The organism is Sinisalibacter aestuarii (assembly GCF_027923545.1).
GTDB classification, from domain to species: domain Bacteria; phylum Pseudomonadota; class Alphaproteobacteria; order Rhodobacterales; family Rhodobacteraceae; genus Sinisalibacter; species Sinisalibacter aestuarii.
On record NZ_BROH01000004.1, the window covers coordinates 200799 to 219528 of the forward strand.

At 67.2% G+C, this 18730-nt stretch carries 22 protein-coding genes; 12 read left to right on the forward strand and 10 right to left on the reverse strand.

Annotated features, from left to right (window positions below; genetic code table 11):
- Window positions 1–37 precede the first annotated feature (37 nt).
- The 3 genes from purM (at window position 38) to rnd (ending at window position 2943) form a co-directional block, all read left to right on the forward strand.
- Complete coding sequence (gene purM, locus QMG28_RS09390; RefSeq protein WP_281841976.1) at window positions 38–1084, forward strand: phosphoribosylformylglycinamidine cyclo-ligase; 1047 nt, start codon at window positions 38–40, stop codon at window positions 1082–1084.
- On the forward strand, window positions 1081–1674 hold the full coding sequence (gene purN, locus QMG28_RS09395; protein WP_281841977.1) for a phosphoribosylglycinamide formyltransferase: 594 nt from the start codon (window positions 1081–1083) through the stop codon (window positions 1672–1674). The genes purM and purN overlap by 4 nt, the downstream gene beginning before the upstream one ends.
- A 108-nt stretch (window positions 1675–1782) precedes the next feature.
- The gene (rnd, locus tag QMG28_RS09400) at window positions 1783–2943 is read left to right on the forward strand and encodes a ribonuclease D (RefSeq protein WP_281841978.1); all 1161 of its coding nucleotides are present in this window, start codon (window positions 1783–1785) and stop codon (window positions 2941–2943) included.
- On the opposite strand, the gene QMG28_RS09405 is transcribed toward rnd, so the two are convergent.
- The gene (locus QMG28_RS09405; RefSeq protein WP_281841979.1) at window positions 2944–3414 is read right to left on the reverse strand and encodes a hypothetical protein; all 471 of its coding nucleotides are present in this window, start codon (window positions 3412–3414) and stop codon (window positions 2944–2946) included.
- A gap of 135 nt (window positions 3415–3549) precedes the next feature.
- Between QMG28_RS09405 and QMG28_RS09410 the strand changes: the two genes are divergently transcribed.
- Window positions 3550–3960: a SufE family protein gene (locus tag QMG28_RS09410; RefSeq protein WP_281841980.1), complete on the forward strand. Its 411-nt coding sequence runs from the start codon at window positions 3550–3552 to the stop codon at window positions 3958–3960.
- 77 nt (window positions 3961–4037) lie between these two features.
- Here QMG28_RS09410 and QMG28_RS09415 read toward each other — a convergent pair whose 3' ends face one another.
- Genes QMG28_RS09415 through QMG28_RS09435 form a run of 5 tightly spaced genes read right to left on the reverse strand, consistent with a single transcriptional unit; the run spans window position 4038 to window position 6130 of the window.
- Entirely contained in the window at window positions 4038–4670 is a 633-nt protein-coding gene (locus tag QMG28_RS09415) for a DUF1638 domain-containing protein (RefSeq protein WP_281841981.1), read from the reverse strand.
- Complete coding sequence (locus QMG28_RS09420; RefSeq protein WP_281841982.1) at window positions 4667–4984, reverse strand: YbjQ family protein; 318 nt, start codon at window positions 4982–4984, stop codon at window positions 4667–4669. Before QMG28_RS09420 ends, QMG28_RS09415 begins: the two co-directional genes overlap by 4 nt.
- Window positions 4981–5196 carry a hypothetical protein gene (locus QMG28_RS09425; protein ID WP_281841983.1) on the reverse strand — a complete coding sequence of 72 codons (216 nt, stop codon included), beginning with the start codon at window positions 5194–5196 and terminating at the stop codon, window positions 4981–4983. Before QMG28_RS09425 ends, QMG28_RS09420 begins: the two co-directional genes overlap by 4 nt.
- A 51-nt stretch (window positions 5197–5247) precedes the next feature.
- Window positions 5248–5424, reverse strand: a complete 177-nt coding sequence (locus QMG28_RS09430) for a hypothetical protein (RefSeq protein WP_281841984.1) — start codon at window positions 5422–5424, stop codon at window positions 5248–5250.
- Window positions 5425–5428: 4 nt separating this feature from the next.
- Window positions 5429–6130, reverse strand: a complete 702-nt coding sequence (locus QMG28_RS09435) for a corrinoid protein (protein WP_281841985.1) — start codon at window positions 6128–6130, stop codon at window positions 5429–5431.
- 205 nt (window positions 6131–6335) lie between these two features.
- Between QMG28_RS09435 and QMG28_RS09440 the strand changes: the two genes are divergently transcribed.
- On the forward strand, window positions 6336–7421 hold the full coding sequence (locus tag QMG28_RS09440) for a PA0069 family radical SAM protein (protein WP_281841986.1): 1086 nt from the start codon (window positions 6336–6338) through the stop codon (window positions 7419–7421).
- 148 nt (window positions 7422–7569) lie between these two features.
- Here the strand turns inward: QMG28_RS09440 and bmt are convergent, their stop codons facing one another.
- The 3 genes from bmt to QMG28_RS09455 form a co-directional block, all read right to left on the reverse strand.
- Window positions 7570–8607, reverse strand: coding sequence for a betaine--homocysteine S-methyltransferase (bmt, locus tag QMG28_RS09445; protein WP_281841987.1), 1038 nt, complete (start codon window positions 8605–8607; stop codon window positions 7570–7572).
- 83 nt (window positions 8608–8690) lie between these two features.
- A complete protein-coding gene (locus tag QMG28_RS09450; protein WP_281841988.1) occupies window positions 8691–10604 on the reverse strand; it encodes a phosphatidylglycerol lysyltransferase domain-containing protein in 1914 nt (637 codons plus the stop codon).
- 142 nt (window positions 10605–10746) lie between these two features.
- Window positions 10747–11061, reverse strand: a complete 315-nt coding sequence (locus QMG28_RS09455) for a DUF1476 domain-containing protein (protein WP_281841989.1) — start codon at window positions 11059–11061, stop codon at window positions 10747–10749.
- Between the two features lie 190 nt (window positions 11062–11251).
- Here QMG28_RS09455 and purC point away from each other — a divergent pair, with 190 nt between their 5' ends.
- The 7 genes from purC (at window position 11252) to QMG28_RS09490 (ending at window position 18002) form a co-directional block, all read left to right on the forward strand.
- Window positions 11252–12016 carry a phosphoribosylaminoimidazolesuccinocarboxamide synthase gene (gene purC, locus QMG28_RS09460; protein WP_281841991.1) on the forward strand — a complete coding sequence of 255 codons (765 nt, stop codon included), beginning with the start codon at window positions 11252–11254 and terminating at the stop codon, window positions 12014–12016.
- A gap of 152 nt (window positions 12017–12168) precedes the next feature.
- A complete protein-coding gene (gene purS, locus QMG28_RS09465; protein ID WP_281841992.1) occupies window positions 12169–12402 on the forward strand; it encodes a phosphoribosylformylglycinamidine synthase subunit PurS in 234 nt (77 codons plus the stop codon).
- Complete coding sequence (purQ, locus tag QMG28_RS09470; protein WP_281841994.1) at window positions 12402–13070, forward strand: phosphoribosylformylglycinamidine synthase subunit PurQ; 669 nt, start codon at window positions 12402–12404, stop codon at window positions 13068–13070. The genes purS and purQ overlap by 1 nt, the downstream gene beginning before the upstream one ends.
- Before the next feature lie 100 nt (window positions 13071–13170).
- On the forward strand, window positions 13171–14907 hold the full coding sequence (locus tag QMG28_RS09475; RefSeq protein WP_281842050.1) for a sensor histidine kinase: 1737 nt from the start codon (window positions 13171–13173) through the stop codon (window positions 14905–14907).
- A gap of 70 nt (window positions 14908–14977) precedes the next feature.
- Window positions 14978–16312 carry a sigma-54-dependent transcriptional regulator gene (locus QMG28_RS09480; protein ID WP_281841995.1) on the forward strand — a complete coding sequence of 445 codons (1335 nt, stop codon included), beginning with the start codon at window positions 14978–14980 and terminating at the stop codon, window positions 16310–16312.
- A gap of 75 nt (window positions 16313–16387) precedes the next feature.
- Window positions 16388–17167 carry an HpcH/HpaI aldolase family protein gene (locus QMG28_RS09485; RefSeq protein WP_281841997.1) on the forward strand — a complete coding sequence of 260 codons (780 nt, stop codon included), beginning with the start codon at window positions 16388–16390 and terminating at the stop codon, window positions 17165–17167.
- Between the two features lie 67 nt (window positions 17168–17234).
- A complete protein-coding gene (locus QMG28_RS09490) occupies window positions 17235–18002 on the forward strand; it encodes an SDR family NAD(P)-dependent oxidoreductase (RefSeq protein ID WP_281841998.1) in 768 nt (255 codons plus the stop codon).
- A gap of 53 nt (window positions 18003–18055) precedes the next feature.
- Here QMG28_RS09490 and maiA read toward each other — a convergent pair whose 3' ends face one another.
- Window positions 18056–18703: a maleylacetoacetate isomerase gene (maiA, locus tag QMG28_RS09495; protein WP_281841999.1), complete on the reverse strand. Its 648-nt coding sequence runs from the start codon at window positions 18701–18703 to the stop codon at window positions 18056–18058.
- Between the last annotated feature and the right edge of the window lie 27 nt (window positions 18704–18730).

An 18730-nucleotide genomic window follows, 5' to 3' on the forward strand; every position in this document is an offset into this window, starting at 1 on the left:
CTGGGCTATCGCGGCGGCATCGCAAACGGGGGTTGCCATGACCGCGAAGAAGAACGGGATCACCTACGCCGATGCGGGCGTCGATATCGACGCGGGCAATGCGCTCGTGGAGCGGATCAAGCCGGCGGCGAGGCGCACCAACCGCCCCGGCGTGATGGCGGGGCTTGGCGGCTTTGGCGCGCTGTTCGATCTCAAGGCGGCGGGCTACAAAGACCCGATCCTGGTGGCCGCCACCGATGGCGTCGGCACCAAGCTGCGGATCGCGATCGACACCGGCAACGTCTCCACCATTGGCATCGACCTCGTGGCGATGTGCGTGAACGATCTTGTCTGTCAGGGTGCGGAGCCCTTGTTCTTCCTCGACTATTTCGCCACCGGCAAGCTGGAGACGGAGGCCGCCGCGACGATCATCGAGGGTATCGCCGAGGGCTGCGCCGCGACCGGCTGCGCGCTGATCGGCGGTGAGACGGCGGAAATGCCGGGGATGTACGAGGCGGGGGATTTCGATCTTGCCGGCTTCGCCGTGGGCGCGATGGAGCGGGGGCAGGATCTGCCCGCCGGGGTGGCAGAGGGCGATGTGCTGCTCGGCCTCGCCTCCAGCGGGGTGCATTCCAACGGCTACAGCCTCGTGCGCAAGCTCGTCGAGGTTTCGGGCCTTGGCTGGGATGCCGATTGCCCGTTTGGTGCGGGCAGCTTGGGCGAGGCGCTGCTGGCGCCGACGCGGCTTTATGTAAAACCGGCGCTGGCGGCGGTGCGTCAGGGCGGCGTGCACGCGCTGGCCCATATCACCGGCGGCGGGCTGACCGAAAACCTGCCGCGCGTGCTGCCCGAGGGGCTGGGCGCGCTCGTCGATCTCGAAAGCTGGGATCTGCCGCCGGTCTTTCGCTGGCTGTCGGAGGTCGGCGGGCTGGAACAGGCCGAGCTTCTGAAAACCTTCAATGCCGGGATCGGCATGGTGCTGGCGGTGGCGCCGGGGCAGGCGGGCGCCGTGCGCGCGGTGCTGGAGAATGCCGGCGAAACCGTGGTCCAGATCGGCCGGGTGCAGGCGGGCGAGGGCGTGAGCTATCTCGGGAGCCTTGCGTGACCAAACGTGTCGCCATCCTGATCTCGGGCTCCGGCTCCAACATGGTGGCGCTGGCCGGGAGCATGGCGGGCGATCATCCGGCGCGGCCGGTTCTGGTGGTCTCCAACGTGCCCGGCGCGGGTGGATTGGCCAAGGCCCAGGCGATGGGCATCCCCACGGCGGTGGTCGATCACAAGGCGTTCGGCAAGGACCGGGCGAGCTTCGAGGCGGCGCTGGCCGAAGCGCTTGAGGCGGCGAGGCCAGATATCGTCTGCCTCGCCGGGTTCATGCGCATCCTGTCGGCGGAGTTCATGGCCCGCTGGCAGGGCCGGATGCTCAATATTCACCCCTCGCTCCTGCCGAAATATCCCGGCCTCCACACCCATGCCCGCGCCATCGAGGCGGGCGAGGCCGAGGCCGGCTGCAGCGTGCATGAGGTAACGGCAGAGCTCGATGGCGGCCCGATCCTTGGGCAGGCGCGGGTGGCCATCCTGCCCGGCGACACACCCGAGAGCCTCGCCGCGCGCATCCTGCCCTGGGAGCACAGGCTCTACCCGGCGGTCCTGCGCCGCTACGCCGCGGGCGACCGGACGCCGGTGCTTTTGCCGTAGCCCAGGGCAGCCATGTTGGTCGCCGATAGCCGCAGCCCTTTCATTCCCCCCGGTTTCCCTCTAAACCGTGACAAACCCGCGCGAAGGAACGGCGAGTAGCAAGACCGAATGATCACCATCACCACCACCGAGGCGCTGGCCGAGTTCTGCAGCCGCGCCGCCGAACATCCCTACGTCACCGTCGACACCGAATTTCTGCGCGAACGCACCTACTACTCCAGGCTTTGCCTGGTTCAGCTTGCCATGCCCGGCGATGACGACAGCGACGCCGTGCTGGTCGACCCGCTGGCCGCTGGCCTCTCGCTCGACCCGCTTTACGATCTCTTGCGCAACGAGGATGTGGTGAAGGTGTTTCACGCCGCGCGGCAGGATCTTGAGATTTTCTACGTCGATGCCGGGCTGATCCCGACGCCGCTCTTCGATACGCAGGTGGCGGCGATGGTCTGCGGCCATGGCGATCAGGTTGGTTACGAGACGCTGGTGCGCAAGATCGCCCGGGCGCCGCTTGACAAGTCGTCGCGTTTTACCGACTGGTCGCGCCGCCCGCTCACCGAGGCGCAGAAGAAATACGCGATCGGCGACGTGACCTATCTGCGCAGGATCTACGAAGAGCTGGCGGCGGAGCTTGAGGAAACCGGGCGCGGCCCCTGGGTCGAGGAAGAACTGGCGACGCTGATGGATCCGGCCACCTACCGGGTCGAGCCGGAAGACGCCTGGCTGCGGGTCAAGACGCGGACCAATTCGGGCCGGTTCCTGGCCGTGGTGAAAGAGCTGGCGCGCTTCCGCGAGGGCTATGCCCAGTCGCGCAACCTGCCCCGCAACCGGGTATACAAGGACGACGCGCTTCTGGAACTCGCCTCGACCAAGCCCGCCGATATGAAAGATCTCGGGCGCTCGCGGCTGCTCTTGCGCGAGGCGCGGCGCGGCGAGATTGCCGAAGGTATCCTCGCCGCCGTGAAAGCCGGGCTCGATATGCCCGCCGACAAGATGCCGAAGGTGCCCGCCACGGGCCGTGAAAAGCTGCAGGTGAACCCGGCGCTGGCCGATCTTCTGCGGGTGCTGCTCAAGGCCCGCTCGGAAGACACCAAGGTGGCGCAGAAGCTCATCGCCTCGGCGGCGGATCTCGATCTGCTGGCGGCGGGCGAACGCGATGTGCCGGCGCTGAAGGGCTGGCGGGCCGAGGTGTTCGGGCAGGATGCGATCCGGCTCTGCGAGGGCAGGATCGCGCTCGCGGCCAAAGGTCAGAGCGTCAGGGTCGTCGAGGTCTGATCAGCGCCCGGCGGTGAGCGCGTTGCGCTCGCCCACCACCCGGATCGTGCGCACATCGCGCAGCTCGGCATTCGAGATGAACTGCGCCACATGAACCGTGCGGGCATAGGGGGTGGAGGCGGCGGTGGCCCAGCGGGGCGTGGCGATGCGGAAGCGGTAGCTCATCACCCCGTTCACCGGCTCGCCGTCATTCTCGGCTTCCAGCTCGGCATCCCAGTAGCCCAGACGCGGCGGCAGGCCGGTGGCGTGCACGATCACGCCCGCCGTGGTGCGCTCGATGCGCAGGGCCGTCACCTGATCGACCACCAGCCGGCGGTCTTCCGTCGCGTCCCAGCCGCCTTCCGGCTCAAGCGCCACCCAGTCTTCTTCGCCGGGGGTGGTGAACCAGTTGAACGGGTTCAGGCTGAAATTGCCGTCGGAACAGGCGGTAAGCCCGAGAACGAGACTGAGCGCGACCAGAATACGGACCATGTTGCCTTCCCCCGTGGTTCAAGACTTTGACTACCCCACGGCGCGCGGTTTGAAAACCCGTCGCGTGCGGGTCTGGACCTTTGCCGCCCGGCTCCTTAGGTGGGAGGGAACCGGATGCGGCGAAAGGGGAGCGCGATGGCCACGGACGCCTTCGAAAGCATTGTCGAGGATTTCGAGTTTCTCGACGATTGGGAAGACCGCTATGCGATGGTGATCGACCTCGGCAAGCGCATGGAGGGGCTCGACGACGCCCTGAAAGTGCCCGCCACCAAGGTCGATGGCTGCGCCAGCCAGGTCTGGCTCGTGCCACGTATCGACAACGGTATTTTCAACTTCGCCGGCGATTCCGACGGGCTGATCGTGAAGGGCGTGATCGCGGTGCTGCAGGCGCTGTTCAACGGCGTGCCGCTGCGCGACGTGGCCGCGATCGACGCCCATGCCGAGCTGGGCCGGCTCAAGCTGGAAGAGCACCTGTCGGGCCAGCGCACCAACGGGCTGCGCGCGATGGTGGAGCGGATTCGCAAACTGGCGGCGGAAGCGGCCTGAGGGCCGGCGCGTGGGGGCGCTGCCCCCACACCCCCGGGATATTTTTGGCAAGATGAAGAGGCAGGGGGCCGTGGCGGCTAGAGCCCGGCCAGCGCGCCTGCGAGATCGCCATAGCCTGTGAAGCGGCGCTCATAGGTCAGTCCGAGGGTTTCGGCGGCGGCGCGGGCCCTGTCGTCCAGCGCCGGATCGTCGGTCTGGGCCAGGTAGATCAGGCGCTCGTAATTGCCGAAATAGATATCGCGCAGCTCCGGATGGCGGTCGAGGCCGAGGGGCCGGATCACGAAAGCCTCGAATTGCCGGGTGAGAAAATCGGTGAGGTAGAAGGCCGTTACCTCGTCGCGGGTGGCAAAGGTGGTGTTGCCGTCGAAAAAGCTGTAGCAGTGGGGCCCCGCGATCATCTCGATCCCGTGCCGGGCGCAGACCTTCTCGATCTCGCCGCCGGTGCCGCAATCGGCATAGGCGACGAAGATACTTTCGTAGTTATCCCGGTGCGTTACGATGCTTTCCTCAAGCGCTGGCGCGATCTTTGCCGGTGCGTTGTGCCAGATCGCCGGCAGGCAGGTGAGATCGACATGGCGAAGTCCGTTCGTCTCCAGCACGGCGAGAATCTCGCGCGCCAGCGCGCCGCAGCCGATCACCAGCACCCGGCCCTGGCCGGGGGCCGCGAGCCCCTCATTGGTCAGGGTGCCATCGTCGGGTGTGGCGGTCACCTGAGCGTCACCGCGGTGCCATAGGCGAGAATTTCGGAGGCGGCCTGGGTGATGGTCGAGGTCTCGAACCGCACCGCCACCACCGCATCGGCCCCGAGCGCCTGCGCTTCCGCGATCATCCGGTCGAGCGCCTGTTCGCGCGCGCCGGCGAGCAGCGCGGCATATTCCTTGATTTCTCCGCCCACGAGGTTGCGCAGGCCCGCGACGATATCGGAGCCGATATGCTTGGCGCGCACGGTCGAGCCGCGCACCACGCCGAGCGCCTGGGCGATCTCGCGCCCGGGCACGCCATCGGTGGTGACGATCTGGATCATCTGTCTATCCCATCGTAATGGTCGTCTTCGTCATTGCCGATCCGTTCGGCGATCACCCGCCAGACGATATAGGCCACCAGCGCGGCCGGAATCGCCACCATCCAGCCCAGCGGCACCTCGATCATCGCCGCCACGATCATGCCGATCCAGACGGTGGCGGCGGCGGCCGCGATCACGACGACCAGGATCAGTACGAGTTTGTCGAGCGGCATGAGCGGTCTCCTTTCCCCTAGAACATGGGGGACGGCGGCCAGTCAGGCAAGTCAGTCCTTTCCCTTACGTAAACTTTGCCAGGCCACAGCGAAAATCATCACCAGAGGCAGAACCGCATAAATCACCGAGCGTGAGAGCGCGTCATGCACCAGCGCTTCGGCCAGAACGAAGATGGCCAGCGCCGCCGAAGCGAGCGCGAGAAACCCGAGGAAGACCTTGCGGCCCAATGGGTTAGGCCCCGATCTGGTTGTGCTTTCGGGCGATCAGCGCCTTGGCGGTTTCCACCGCGACCGCGGCATCGCGGCAATAGGCATCGGCCCCGATCGCCTTGCCGAATTCCTCGTTCAGCGGCGCACCGCCGACCAGCACGATATATTTGTCGCGCTTGCCTTCCTCGACCAGCGTGTCGATCACCACCTTCATGTAAGGCATGGTGGTGGTGAGCAGTGCCGACATGCCGAGGAAATCGGCATCGAACTCTTCCAGCGCGGCGATGTAATCCTCGACCGGGTTGTTGATGCCGATATTCTTCACCTCGAAGCCGGCGCCCTCCATCATCATCGTCACCAGGTTCTGGCCGATATCGTGGATATCGCCCTTCACCGTGCCGATCACCACGCGGCCGATCGTGGGCGCGCCGGTTTCGGCCAGCAGCGGCTTCAGGATCGCCATGCCGGCCTTCATCGCGTTGGCCGCGAGCAGCACTTCCGGCACGAACAGGATGCCGTCGCGGAAATCGTCGCCGACCACCTTCATCCCCGAGACCAGCGCCTCGGTGAGCACCTTGTAGGGCGCCCAGCCGCGGCCAAGCAGAATCTGCGTGCCTTCCTCGATTTCGTCCTTGAGGCCGTCATAGAGGTCGTCGTGCATCTGCAGCACAAGCTCTTCGTCATCGAGCTCCGAAAGGATGATGTCGTCTTCTTCGTCCGCCATGGTGTCCTCATGGATGGGGCCGCCCGGCGGCCTGTCGCGCTTCTTCCCGAGAGTGCCGCAGCGCACGAAACGCAATATCCGGTTTGCGACACAGCCGGGCCCGTCGCCGACTTATAGACCTGAAATCGCGCAGGCTTGAGCGAAAAATACTCATCGCAAACATGAGCCGGTTGAATATGTTCCCGTTTTGTTCGATGATTTCGCGATGGATGAGAGCGAATTGCACAAAGTGGCGCCCGAGGCGCGGCGCGGGCGGGGGGCGGCGACGAACGAAACCGGCCGCTATGAGCGCGAGACCCGGGTGGCGGTGGCGGATGGCTGGGAGCGCGACGCGCCAGCCATCCTGCGCACGGTCACGCGGGAGGAACGCCCGCGCCGGGCGATCACCCGCAACAGCTCGCCCGATGTGGCGTTTGACCGCTCGCTCAACCCCTATCGTGGCTGCGAACATGGCTGCATCTATTGCTTCGCCCGGCCCAGCCATGCCTGGCTCGGCCTGTCGCCGGGGCTCGATTTCGAAACCCGGCTGGTGGTGCGCCCCGGCATCGGTGCGGTGCTGGCGCGCGAATTGGCGCGGCCGAGCTACCGGCCCGGCGTGCTCGCCATCGGCACCAATACCGATCCCTATCAGCCGGTGGAGCGCGATGCGCGGGCGATGCGCGGTGTGCTGGAGGTGCTGGCGGCCCACCGCCATCCCGTCGCCATCGTCACGAGAGGCGCGCTGATCGAGCGCGATCTCGACATCCTGTCCGAGATGGCCGGGCAGGGGCTGGTGCAGGTTGGTGTTTCGGTAACGACGCTGGACGCGGCGCTTGCCCGCCGGATGGAGCCGCGCGCACCGGCGCCGGCGCGCCGCCTGGCGATGATCCGCGCGCTCAGCGAGGCGGGCATTCCGGTGCGCGCCATGGTGGCCCCGGTGATCCCGGCGCTGACCGACCCGGAGCTGGAAGCGATCCTTGCCGCCGGGGCGCAGGCCGGTGCGCGGGCGGCAAGCTGGATCATGTTGCGCCTGCCGCGCGAAGTGTCGCCGCTGTTTCGCGACTGGCTGGACGAGCATTACCACGGCCGGGCGGCCCGGGTGATGGCGCGGCTGCGTGAAATGCATGGCGGGCAGGATTACCGCGCCGACTGGGGCCACCGGATGCGCGGCGAGGGGCCCTATGCCGAGCTGATCGGCCAGCGCTTCCGCCTCGCCGTCAAACGGCTGGGCCTCGCCACCGGATTGCCGGCGCTGAGGACGGATCTGTTCCGCGTGCCGCCAAAGGTGGGCGACCAGCTTGACCTGTTCTGACCGCCAATTCAGCGGGTCCGGGGAGGCAATGAGTATTTGAGCCAAGAAAAAGGAGCAGCGTCGCGCCTCTTTCATCTTGCCGTAAATATCCCGGGGGTGCGGGGGCAGAGCCCCCGCCTCGGTCGGCCCGCTTCAGCGGGGCGAAAGCTTACTCCGGCCGCCGCCGCCGCCCGCGCCGTTCGCGCTGCTTCGGCGGATGCAGGGCGCAGCTATGGGCCGTGCCGTCGCTGGCGGAGGAAAAGGCGCCGAGCTTTTCGACGATCTCGTCGAGCGTCGGCTTGGTGTCGGCTTTCGGGCGGGTCTCCAGCGCTTCGCGCATCGCGCGCAGATGTTCGGGGGTGGTGCCGCAGCAGCCGCCGATGATCCTGGCGCCACAATCGCGGGCGAGCTGGGCGTAATCGGCCATCAGCGCCGGGGTGCCATCGTATTCGATCTCGCCATCGACATATTTCGGGATGCCGGCATTGCCCTTGGCCACGATCGGGCGCTCGGTGCCGGAGGCGGCGAAGCCGAGGATCGTGCGCAGCAGGTCCGAGGCGCCGACGCCGCAATTCGCCCCGAAGGCGAGCGGCGGGTTGGCGATGGTCTCGACAAGGGCGGCGAGATCGGTCGAGGTGACGCCCATCATCGTGCGCCCGGCGGTGTCGAAACTCATCGTGCCGACCCAGGGCATTCCCGCCAGTTCGGCGGCGCGCCCGGCGGCCTTGTATTCGTCGGCGGCCGAGATCGTCTCGACCCAGAGCACATCCGCTCCGCCGGCTTTCAGCGCTTCGGCCTGTTCGTGAAACATCTCCACCGCGCCGTCGAAGCTGAGCGGCCCCATCGGCTCCATGATCTCGCCGGTCGGCCCCATGGATCCCGCGACGATCACCGTGCGCCCGGCCTTGTCGGCCACCTCACGGCCCAGTTCGGCGGCGATGCGGTTGAGTTCGCCCACGCGGCTTTGGGCGTCATGCAGTTTCAGCCGCGCGGCGGTGCCGCCGAAGGAATTGGTCAGGAAGATGTCGGACCCGGCATCCACCGCCCCCTGGTAGAGCGCGCGGATATTGTCGGGCTGGTCGACATTCCACAATTCCGGCGCCTCGCCGGAGGTCAGCCCCATATTGAACAGCGTCGTGCCGGTGGCGCCGTCCGCCATCAGCCAATCCTTTTCCGCGAGCATCCGGCTCAGCGCGTCCTGGGTCATGCCATCGGCCTTTCTGGTCTCAGGGTTCGTGCGCTTCCTGCCATGAAACGCCCCTGCTGGCAAATCGCAATCCTGCAACAAGATCATGAGCGGCGCCGGCCTGCCGGCGCGATTTCGCGGGCCAGATCGAGCGCGCCGAGGACGAGTGCGCGCCGCGACGGGGCGGCGGCATAGAGCGGTTCCCAATGCGGGGCGAACGCGGCTTTGAACTGGCGCAGCCCGGCGCTGCCGGAGCGGCGGGCGAGCTGGCCGCGCAGGCGGCGGAGCGCGGGGCCATCGCCGGGATCGGCGGCGAGGGGCACGGCGGCGAGCGAAAACCTGGGCAGGCCTGCCGCGCCGGCGGCAGCGATGGCGGCGGTGACGAGGGCCTGCATCGTGCCTTCGGGCGCGTCGGGCGCGCTGCGCATGAGGTCGATGGCCTGCTCGTTTTCATTGGCATGGAGGGTGAGAAAAGCCACCAGTTTCCCGGTAGAATCATGGGCGAGGAGCACCTGCGCCCAGGGCAATGTGTCGGCCCGCCAGGTGCCCATGGAAAAGCCGCGCTCGCCGCCATGCGCTCTGGCCCACCGGGCGGCGATCCGGTCCATCTCGGCCAGCGGCAGGGGCGCGGCGGGGCCGGGGATGCGGATGGTCACCGCCGCCGCTTCGGCGGCGCGCAGCTTGCGGCGCAACTGGCGGCGGGCCGGGCCATCGGGGGTGAAGCCGCGCGGATCGAGCCAGGCTTCCTGCGCGACCGGCAGCACCACCCAGCCCCGCGCCCGCGCCGCGGCGGCGAGCCGGGCGCCCGCCTTGTAGAGCACCGGCGCGCGGAAGCGCCGGCGCGCCGCCTGTTCGGCCAGCGCGATCACCGCCGCCGGATCGGCCTCGCGCCGCAGCGGGTCGCAGACGAGCACCAGCGCCTGCCCGGTCTCGGCGGCCAGGGCGGTGGGGCGGCCCGCGGCGTCGGTCAGCAGGCCGAGCCGCCCGTGACGCAGGAGCGCGGCCTCGGCGCGCGGGGCCCGTGCAATCATCGCATCGACGAGAAAGGGCAGCTGCGGCGCGCTGGCGCGCCGGTCGATCCGGGGCGCGCGCAACGGTGGGGCGGGGGCCAGGGCCGCGCCCGGCCCGCGCAGCAGCAGGACCCCTCCGATCAGGGCGGGCAGGGCGTAGTAGAGCACGCGGTAGGCGATCACGGCGGCAAGCAGCGGTTCTTCGGGCAGATCCGGCAGCAGCGCGAGCAGGGCCAGTTCGAACGGGCCGACCCCGCCCGGTGTGGTCAGCACCAGCCCCGCGCCGAGGGCGAGCAGATAGGCCGCCAGCACCGGGCCGGGCGGCACCGCGAGGTCGGCGGGGATGAGCGCCCAGAGCACCGTGCCCGCCGCCAGCGTATCGAGCGCCGTGAGGCCGAGGATCGCCGCCATCGCGCGGAGCGGCGGCAGATGGCGGGCGAAGCGGGGCCGCAGGAGCGACAGCGCCACCAGCGCCGCCGCCCCGGCCCAGACCGTCAGCGCCAGAGCCAGCCCGCCGGGCAGGGGCAGGGCGAGCGCGGCGAAAGAGGCGAGCAGCGCCCAGCCGGCGAGAAAGGAGAGCGAGACGAAGAGCGACAGCCGCATCGCCTGCCAGAGCGTGAGCGCGGGCAACAGCCGCCAGCGGGCGAGCGCGCCGGTGAGCGTGCCCATGCCGAGGGTTTGCGCCACGGCGATGGCGGCGGCCCCGCTCGTCACCGCCGCGCGGGCGGGCACGGGGCTGTCGGCCAGCCGGTGCGCCACCGCGTCATACCGGCCCACGGCCCAGAAGCTCACCCCTGTGAAGATCGCGCCGATCGCCCATTGGTCCGGCGTCACGCTCGCCAGCGCCGCGCCGATGCGGGCCGGATCGAGGGCGCCCAGCCTGTCCCACATCGCCCAGAAGATGGCGGCGAGCACCGCGAGCGGCAGAATCTGGCGCAGACCGATGGCCCGGGCGAGCGCCGCTCCGTGCGCCCCGGTGGCAGAACTTCGATCCGGCATATCTGGCATTGGCGCCCCCCTGTGACCCGGTCCGGGGTCTAGCAGGGGGGGGCGAAGGGCCGGTTAACATTTCAAAATGGACGAAAAAAGCACGCCGGGCGGGGCCGGCGTGCTTTTTTTCCGAATCTCTTTGGCCCGGGCAGGGCGGCGGTCAGGCCTCGCTCAGCACCTGCTCACGGGCGACGATGATGAACTCGGCGCGCTTGGCGCGCACTTCGTCTTCCGACGAGGCCCCGCCGAGATCGCCCGCGACCTTGCGGATCACGTCGTCATGGCCGGCTTCCTCGAAATCAGACTTGATCACCTCGGTGATGTAAGCCTTTGTTTCGTCTTCATTCTTGCCGAGCTTTTCGGCGGCCCAGATGGCGAGCAGCTTGTTGCAGCGCGCTTCGGCCTTGAAGTTCAGCTCGGCATCGTGAGCGAACTTGTTTTCATATGCATTTTCGCGATCGTCGAAGGTGGTCATCTGTGGCCCCCAGTTTCATCCTCATTCACCATATGCCCGCGCCCGCGGCGGCAGGCAACCCCGTGAGCGCAACCATTTTGTCCCTCGCCGCGGCGCCCGGGCGCAACCCCGCCCCTGCTTGCGGGCCAAGGGGCATTGGACTATACGGCGCGAACGGGGTGTTGACCCCCGCTAGCGAGAAGGCACGCCAATGGCACGACGCAAAAAGCTCTACGAAGGCAAGGCCAAAATCCTCTACGAAGGACCGGAACCCGGCACCCTCGTGCAATATTTCAAGGATGACGCCACCGCCTTTAACGCCGAGAAGAAGGCGACGATCGAGGGCAAGGGCGTGCTGAACAACCGCCTGAGCGAGTTTTTCATGACCGGGCTGGCCAATATCGGCGTGCCGAACCACTTCATCAAGCGGCTCAACATGCGCGAGCAGCTGATCCGGCAGGTGGAGATCATCCCGCTGGAAGTGATCGTGCGCAACTTCGCCGCCGGGTCGATGGCCAAGCGGCTCGGGCTGGAAGAGGGCACGCCGCTGCCCCGGCCGATCGTCGAGTTCTCCTACAAGGACGATGCGCTTGGCGATCCGCTGGTGCCGGAGGAATATATCATCGCCTTCGGCTGGGCGACGCAGCAGGATCTGGACGATATCGTAGCGCTGGCGCTCCGGGTGAACGATTTCATGTCCGGGGTGATGTTCGGTGTCGGCATCAAGCTGATCGACTTCAAGATCGAGATCGGCCGGGTCTGGGACAATGATTACATGCGCCTGATCGTGGCCGACGAGATCAGCCCCGATTCTTGCCGGCTGTGGGATGTGGAAACCGGCCAGAAGCTCGACAAGGACGTGTTCCGCCGCGATCTGGGCAATCTTACCGATGCCTATACCGAGGTGGCCCGCCGGCTCGGTGTGCTGCCCTCGAACGTGACCCACGCGCCGACCAAGCCGACGCTGATCAACTGAGCCGGCCGGAGCCGGGGGATTTTGCATCCCCCGGACCCCCTGCAAGGTATTTTCGGAACGAAGAAGGAGGCGCGGGTCTACCGCTGGCCCGAGACGTCCTGTAAAGAGGCGGCAACGAAGTGTCCCCGCAGGGAATCGAAGGAGTGCGCCTCATGAAAGTCCGTGTCGATGTGATGCTGAAAACCGGGGTGCTCGACCCGCAGGGCGAGGCGGTGCGCCATGCGCTCGGCTCGCTTGGCTTCGAGGGTGTCGGGAAGGTGCGCCAGGGCAAGGTGATCGAGCTCGACGTGGCCGAGGGCACCAGCGAAGACACGATCAGGGACATGTGCGAGAAGCTGCTCGCCAATACGGTGATCGAGAATTACGCCATCGAGGTGCTGGGCTGATGCGCGCCGCTGTCATCGTCTTCCCCGGTTCCAATTGCGACCGCGATCTGGCGGTGGCCTTCGAGCGGGCGGGCGCCGATGTGACCATGGTCTGGCACAAGGACGATCATCTGCCGGAGGGCACCGACATTGTCGGCATTCCGGGCGGCTTTTCCTTCGGCGATTACCTGCGCTGCGGCGCGATTGCGGCCAAGAGCCCGATCAGCCGGTCGGTTGCCGCCCATGCCGGGCGCGGCGGCTATGTGCTGGGCGTGTGCAACGGCTTTCAGGTGTTGACCGAAACCGGCTTGCTGCCCGGCGCACTGATGCGCAACTCCAATCTCAAGTTCATCTGCAAACCCGTTGAACTCATTGTAGAAACCACCGACAGCGCCTTTACCGGCGGCTATCAGAAGGGGCAGGGGCTGACCGTGCCCGTCGCCCATCATGACGGCAATTACCAGGTGGATGAGGCGACGCTTGCGCAATTGCGCGCGGAAGACCGGATCGCCTTCACCTATGCCGATAATCCCAACGGTTCCACCGCCGATATCGCCGGGGTTCTGTCGGCCAACCGGCGGGTGCTGGGGATGATGCCGCACCCCGAGCGCGCGGTTGACGCGGCGCATGGCGGCACCGACGGGGTGGCAATGTTCCGCTCGTTGGCCGAGGGTCTCGTCTCGGCCTGACTTGTGGCGGCGTGACGCCAAAGTGTATCGTCGCGGCATGGCTATCGCCCAGACTTCCACGCCCGAGCGCAAGGCGCCCGCGCTGCCGGTGCCCCAGCGCATGTCGCTGCGCGCCCGGCTGGTGCTGATCGTGCTGATCTCGCTCGCCGTGGCGGTGGTCTGGGTGTCCAATGTCTGGCTGACCGAGCGGTATACCGAAACCACCCGGACCCGCGCCGAGCTGCGCAGCGCGCTCTATTCCGGCAACCTGATCTCGGAATTGCAGCGCAATTCGGTGGTGCCGCTCCTGCTCTCGCGCGATCCGGCTTTGATCAACGCGCTGAATTCAAAGGATTATACCGCCTCGTCGCAGCGCCTCATCTCGTACCGGGAGGAGATCGGCGCCGCCTCTCTGATGCTGCTCGACGCCGATGGGCGCACGGTGGCGGCGACGGTGCGCGAACGGCTGGGCGAGACGCTGCGCCAGGCGCCCTTCTTCGTCAATTCGCTGCGCAATTCCGATACGGTCTTCACCACCACCCAGACCGAGGCGGGCGGCTTCTACTTCACCTATTCGCGCAAGATCGAGAATAGCGGCCAGCTGATCGGGGTGATCGTGGTCGAGGTCGACCTTGCCAAGTTCGAGGCGAGCTGGGCCGGGATTTCCGACGCGGTGCTGGTGAGCGACAGCGAGGGGCGCATCATCCTCTCGACCGAGCCGAAATGGCGCGGGCTCTCGGAGCAGGAGGCGCTGGGGCTGGTCGCGCCGACCTCGGCCATCCAGCGCGCCATCGAGGCGACGGCCAACTGGGCCTCGCTGCCGGCCGAGGCCTTCTTTACCGGCGATTCGGTGCTGCGGCAGGATGCGCGCATCCCGTTTCAGGGCTGGCGGATGACCTCGTTCACCACCTACGCCTCGGTGCGCGAGCGGGTGAACGGGGTGCTGGCGCTGGAGATCATGGGCTTTGCCATCCTGCTGGCCTTCACCTTCTATGTCATTTCCCGCCGCGCCACCTCGCGCTCGATGCTGTTCCAGCTCGAATCCGCGGAGTTGCGCGAACTGAACGCCGCGCTCCAGCGCGAAGTGTCGGAGCGCCAGAAGGCCGAGGCGCATCTGCAGGTGGCCGAGCAGACGCTGGCGCAAAGCTCGAAGCTGGCCGCGCTTGGCGAGATGTCGGCGGCGGTCAGCCATGAACTCAACCAGCCGCTCGCGGCGATGAAGACCTATCTGGCCGGGGCCAAGCTGCTGCTCCAGCGCAAGCGGCCCGAAGAGGCGCTTTCCAGCTTCCAGCGGATCGACGATCTGATCGAGCGCATGGGCGCGATCACCCGCCAGCTCAAGAGCTATGCCCGCAAGGGGGGCGACGCCTTCGAGCCGATCGACGTGCGCCAGTCGGTGTCGACCGCGCTGAGCATGATGGAGCCGCAGCTCAAACGCCGGCAGGTGCGCATCACCCGCAACGTGCCGCGCGAGCCGGTGATCGTCGAGGCCGACCGGGTGCGGCTGGAACAGGTGCTGATCAATCTGCTGCGCAACGCCATCGACGCGACCAAATCCGTCGACCAGCCGCAGGTGGATATCCTGCTGACCGCCGATGACAGCGCGCGGATCTCGGTGCGCGATAACGGCCCCGGCGTCGCCGATCTCGATAAACTCTTCGAACCGTTCTACACCACCAAGGCCCCCGGCGACGGTGTGGGCCTTGGCCTTGCGATCTCCTCCGGCATCGTCACCGACCTCGGCGGCCGGCTGACGGCGCGCAACGGAACCACGGGGGGGGCTGTATTCGAGGTGGAATTGCCTATCTTGAAAGGCAGCAAACATGACAAAGAGACGGGAGTCGAAGCGGCCGAATGAGCGCGCGGGCTCCTGCCGGGAGGGATAGGCCCGGATATTTCGGCCCAAGGGGGGCCAGAGGGTAGAGACAATGGCACAGGCAATGAAGATCGCAATCGTCGACGACGAACAGGATATGCGCCAATCCATCAGCCAGTGGCTGGCGCTCTCGGGTTTCGATACCGAGACTTACCCCTCCGCCGAAGAGGCGTTGAAAACCGTGGGCACCGATTACCCCGGCGTGGTGATTTCCGATATCCGGATGCCCGGCATGGACGGGATGGCCTTTCTCAAGAAGCTGATGAGCGTCGATTCGGCGCTGCCGGTGATCATGATCACCGGCCATGGCGATGTGCCGATGGCGGTGGAGGCGATGCGGGTCGGGGCTTATGACTTCCTCGAAAAGCCCTTCAACCCCGACCGGATGACGGAGCTGGCCAAGAAGGCCACGCAATCGCGCCGGATGACGCTCGATGCCCGCGCCCTGCGCCGCGAGCTGGGCGATGGCTCGACGATCATGAAAAAGCTGATCGGCGCCAGCCCGGTGATGGAGCGGCTGCGCGAAGACATTCTCGATATCGGCCAGGCCGATGGCCATGTGCTGATCGACGGCGAAACCGGCACCGGCAAAACGCTCGTCGCCCATGCGCTGCACGCGGTGGGGGCCAAGGCCGGCCGCAAATTCGTGGTGGTGCGCCTCGCCGGGCAGGACGAGGAAGAGCTTGCCACCAAGCTCTTTGGCCCGATGGACGATGGCGGCCAGCAGCCTTACGTCGAACAGGCGCGCGGTGGCACGCTGGTGCTGGAAGATATCGAATCTCTGCCGATCGGGCTGCAGGCCAAGCTGCTCGCCTGGATCAACGATCAGGGCAATCCGCCCGAAACCCGCGTCGTCGCCGTGTGCAACGTGCAGGAGGCGGGCAAGACCTGCGAAGAGGCGCTCAGGCCCGATCTGTTCTACCGGCTGGCGCAGATGAAGATCACCCTGCCGCCGCTCAGGCAGCGCGGCGAGGATATCCTGATGCTGTTCACCGGCTTTGCCGACCAGTTCGCCGAGGAATACGGCTGCGCCGCGCCGACGGTGACGGCGCAGGAGGCGGCGCAGCTTCTGCAGGCGCCCTGGCCGGGCAATATCCGCCAGCTCATCAACATCGCCGAGCGCGCCGTGCTGCAATCGCGGCGCGGCTCGGGCACGATCTCGTCGCTGCTGATGAACGATCATGACGATGTGCAGGCCACCACGATCACCACCGAGGGCAAGCCGCTCAAGGAATATGTCGAAGCCTTCGAGCGGATGCTGATCGACAACACGATGCGCCGCCACAAGGGGTCGATCGTGGGGGTGATGGAAGAGCTGTGCCTGCCGCGCCGGACCCTCAACGAGAAGATGGCGAAATACGGGTTGCAGCGTTCGGATTACCTCTGAGCCTGCCGGCTTTCGATTGATCGGCGCCCGGCCCCCGGTGTAGGGGTCGGGCGTTGTTCATCTGGAGGACCGCCGATGCCCGCCCCCGAAAACCGCCTGAAAACCGCGCTGAACGAAGGCCGGATGCAGATCGGCCTCTGGCTCAATTCCGGCTCCGCGCTGGTGAGCGAGATCGCCGGTGCGACCGGCTTCGACTGGTGCCTGATCGACGCCGAGCACGCGCCCTACGATCCGGTCGGCATCGCCGACCAGCTGCGCGCGCTCGCGCTTGGCGGCACCAGCGCCGTGGTGCGGGTGCCCGTTGGCGAAGACTGGGTGATCAAGCAGGTGCTCGATCTCGGCGCGCAGACGATTCTGGTGCCGATGGTCGATACCGCGGCGCAGGCCGGGCAGGTGGTGCGCGCCACCCGTTACGCGCCGGAGGGCGTGCGCGGGCTTGGCGCCAGCGTGGCGCGGGTGTCGGGCTTTGGCCGGACGGCCGATTACCCGACCACGGCCAATGGCCAGATCGGCGTGATCGTTCAGGCCGAAACCCGCCGCGCCATCGACAATCTCGACGATATCCTTGCCGTCGAGGGGGTGGATTGTGTGTTCATCGGCCCCGCCGATCTCTCGGCCGATATGGGCTATCCCGGAAATCCGGGCGCCGACGAGGTGGTGGCGACCATCGCCGGGGCCGTGCGCCGCATCCGCGCGGCGGGCAAGGCGGCGGGGATCATCCACTACGATCCGGGCAATTTCGGCTATTATGCCGATCTGGGGATCACCTTTCTGGGCGTCGGCGCGGATGTATCGCTGATGCGCACGAGCTTTGCCGAGACGCTCGACACCGCGCGGCGCGCCTCCGGCCAGTAGGCGGAAAGCAATTGCCCGGCGGCGGTGCGGCTGCTACCGATGCCGCAAATAGGTATGGGAGATAACGATGCAGATTTCCGACAAGACGCCGATCGTGGTGACGGGCGGGGCCTCGGGCCTTGGCGAAGCGGTCGCCCGCGCCTTTGCCGCCGCCGGCGCGCCGGTGGGGATCTTCGATCTCAACGAGGCGCAGGGCGAGGCCCTGGCCTCCGAACTGGGCGGCACCTTCGCGCGGGTCGACGTGTCGGACCCCGAAAGCGTGCGGGCGGGCTTTGCGAAGGTGCGCGCGGCCAACGGGCAGGAGCGCATCCTGATGAACTGCGCCGGGATCGGCCCGGCGGCCAAGACCGTCGCCAAAGGCGTGGCGCATGACCCGGCGATGTTCATGAAGACGATCACCGTCAATCTGGGCGGCAGCTTCATCTGCGCCAGCATTGCCGCCGAGGGCATGGTTGCCGCCGATCCGCTGGATGAGGACGGCGCGCGCGGGGTGATCATCAACACCGCCTCCGTCGCCGCCTTCGAGGGGCAGGTGGGGCAGGTGGCCTATTCCGCCTCGAAAGGCGGCGTGGTGGGGATGACCCTGCCGATGGCCCGCGATCTTGCCCGCGACGGTGTGCGGGTCAACACCATCGCGCCGGGCATCTTCCTTACCCCGATGCTGTATTCGCTGCCGGAAGAGGTGCAAAAGAGCCTCGGCGCGCAGGTGCCCTTTCCGTCGCGGCTGGGCAAGCCTGCGGAATTCGCCGAACTCGCCCTGCATATCGCCCGCAACGACATGCTCAACGCCGAGGTGATCCGCCTCGACGGCGCGATCCGCATGGCGCCGCGCTAGGCGCGCGGGCCGATTTCATGCCTCCGGCGGGAGTATTTGCGCAAGGGTGAAGATCAGAGCGCGTCCGGCTGCCGGCCGGGCGCCGCATCGGCAAAAGCCGGCAATTCATCCAGCGCTGCGTGGATGCGGCGGATCACCGGATAGGGGCTCATATCGACCTCGAAACGGGCATTGTTCCACATCTGCGCATAGAGGCAGCAATCGGCATAGCCCGGCGTCTCGCCATGGCAATAGGTGCCGGTCTGGTCGCTGCCCGCCAGCATCTGTTCGAGCGGGGCGAAGGTGGTGTGGACCCAGTGGTTGACCCACGCCCTCTTGCCTGAGTCGCCGGCGCCGAACGTGGCGTCGATATAGGTGAGCACCCTCAGGTTGTTGATCGGGTGAATCTCCAGCGCGATCATCTGCCCGAGCGCGCGCACCCGGGCGCGGGCCTTCGGCTCGGCGGGCAGGAGCGGGCGCGCCGGATGGGCCTCGTCGAGCCACTCCATGATGGCGAGCGATTGGGTGAGCACGGTGCCGTCTTCGAGCTCCAGCGCGGGCACGAGGCCCTGCGGGTTGATCTCGGTATAATCCGGATCGCGATGCGCGCCTTTGGGCAGATGCACGCCGAGATACTCATAGGCGAGCCCCTTCAGGTTCAACGCCGCGCGCAGCCGGGTGGAGGTGGAGGAGCGGAAGTAATTGTGCAGCTTCAGCGTCATCGGCCCTGTCCCTGATCGTGAGCGAGA

Bases quoted from the DNA above. Each gene is read 5' to 3' on its own strand.
- purM (WP_281841976.1), top strand. From the start codon at position 38: ATGACCGCGAAGAAGAACGGGATCACCTACGCCGATGCGGGCGTCGAT.
- rnd (WP_281841978.1), top strand. From the start codon at position 1,783: ATGATCACCATCACCACCACCGAGGCGCTGGCCGAGTTCTGCAGCCGC.
- QMG28_RS09405 (WP_281841979.1), bottom strand. From the start codon at position 3,414: ATGGTCCGTATTCTGGTCGCGCTCAGTCTCGTTCTCGGGCTTACCGCC.
- QMG28_RS09410 (WP_281841980.1), top strand. From the start codon at position 3,550: ATGGCCACGGACGCCTTCGAAAGCATTGTCGAGGATTTCGAGTTTCTC.
- QMG28_RS09420 (WP_281841982.1), bottom strand. From the start codon at position 4,984: ATGATCCAGATCGTCACCACCGATGGCGTGCCCGGGCGCGAGATCGCC.
- QMG28_RS09425 (WP_281841983.1), bottom strand. From the start codon at position 5,196: ATGCCGCTCGACAAACTCGTACTGATCCTGGTCGTCGTGATCGCGGCC.
- QMG28_RS09435 (WP_281841985.1), bottom strand. From the start codon at position 6,130: ATGGCGGACGAAGAAGACGACATCATCCTTTCGGAGCTCGATGACGAA.
- QMG28_RS09440 (WP_281841986.1), top strand. From the start codon at position 6,336: ATGGATGAGAGCGAATTGCACAAAGTGGCGCCCGAGGCGCGGCGCGGG.
- bmt (WP_281841987.1), bottom strand. From the start codon at position 8,607: ATGACCCAGGACGCGCTGAGCCGGATGCTCGCGGAAAAGGATTGGCTG.
- QMG28_RS09450 (WP_281841988.1), bottom strand. From the start codon at position 10,604: ATGCCAGATATGCCGGATCGAAGTTCTGCCACCGGGGCGCACGGAGCG.
- QMG28_RS09455 (WP_281841989.1), bottom strand. From the start codon at position 11,061: ATGACCACCTTCGACGATCGCGAAAATGCATATGAAAACAAGTTCGCT.
- purC (WP_281841991.1), top strand. From the start codon at position 11,252: ATGGCACGACGCAAAAAGCTCTACGAAGGCAAGGCCAAAATCCTCTAC.
- purS (WP_281841992.1), top strand. From the start codon at position 12,169: ATGAAAGTCCGTGTCGATGTGATGCTGAAAACCGGGGTGCTCGACCCG.
- purQ (WP_281841994.1), top strand. From the start codon at position 12,402: ATGCGCGCCGCTGTCATCGTCTTCCCCGGTTCCAATTGCGACCGCGAT.
- QMG28_RS09475 (WP_281842050.1), top strand. From the start codon at position 13,171: ATGTCGCTGCGCGCCCGGCTGGTGCTGATCGTGCTGATCTCGCTCGCC.
- QMG28_RS09480 (WP_281841995.1), top strand. From the start codon at position 14,978: ATGGCACAGGCAATGAAGATCGCAATCGTCGACGACGAACAGGATATG.
- QMG28_RS09485 (WP_281841997.1), top strand. From the start codon at position 16,388: ATGCCCGCCCCCGAAAACCGCCTGAAAACCGCGCTGAACGAAGGCCGG.
- QMG28_RS09490 (WP_281841998.1), top strand. From the start codon at position 17,235: ATGCAGATTTCCGACAAGACGCCGATCGTGGTGACGGGCGGGGCCTCG.
- maiA (WP_281841999.1), bottom strand. From the start codon at position 18,703: ATGACGCTGAAGCTGCACAATTACTTCCGCTCCTCCACCTCCACCCGG.